Annotated in this window: 2 protein-coding genes; both read right to left on the bottom strand. The window is 65.9% G+C overall.

The window, feature by feature from the left end; genetic code table 11:
* A partial coding sequence (locus tag ML342_RS11600; protein ID WP_240127179.1) for a hypothetical protein occupies window positions 1–415 on the bottom strand: 415 nt, incomplete at its 3' end.
* 90 nt (window positions 416–505) lie between these two features.
* Window positions 506–738, bottom strand: a 233-nt coding sequence (locus ML342_RS11595) for a hypothetical protein (protein ID WP_240127178.1), incomplete at its 5' end; no start/stop codon positions are given.

Raw genomic sequence — 738 nt, 5'->3', positions numbered from 1 at the left:
GGCTGGGGCAGGTCAGGCCCAGGTGGCGCTGCTGCTCCACCGATGCCGGCTCGGTGTCGCCCTGGGTGACGATGATGCGGCGCAGATTGGCCCGGTGCTCGCCGCGCACGTCCTGCCAGGCGTCCTCCCCCAGATGGTCGCCAAAGTGGATCTTGCGTCCGGGATCCGCCGGGTTCAGGAAGATACCCCAGCGGTAGTCCGGCATCTTGACGTAGCCAAACTGCGCCCAGCCCTGCGGGTCCACGCTGACCGCCGTGCGCAGATAGACGTCAAAGTTCTGCGAGCCGTCCGGCCCCATCTCCTGCCACCACTGCAGGTAATTGGGCTGCCAGTGCTCCAGCGCGCGCTGCAAGGTGCGGTCTTCGGCCAGGTTGACGTTGTTGGGGATCTTCTCGCTGTAGTTGATGCTCGACATGGTGTGCTCCTGCTGCGGATCTCTGCGGTGGACTGTCGTTCGGTTGCGGCTGGCTCCACCGGGAAACCCACCGCACAACGCGCTCGCGCCTCAGACGCGATGCCAATCGAACTGGGCCTTGTCGCCTTTGCCGTACACCTTGAGCGCGCCCTTGTCGCCCACCGCATTGGGGCGCTGGAAGATCCAGTTCTGCCACGCCGACAGACGGCCAAAAATGCGGGTGAGCATGGTCTCGCGGCCGCCAAAGCGCAGGTTGGCCTCCAGGCCGGTCAGCGCATCGGGCGACATGGCCGAGCGCTCCTCCAGCACCAGGCGAATTTCGT

It is taken from the genome of Thermomonas alba (assembly GCF_022419205.1).
Classification (GTDB): Bacteria; Pseudomonadota; Gammaproteobacteria; order Xanthomonadales; family Xanthomonadaceae; genus Thermomonas; species Thermomonas alba.
Note: the sequence above shows the minus strand (reverse complement) of the source record. Positions and strands in the feature narration are given on the sequence as shown.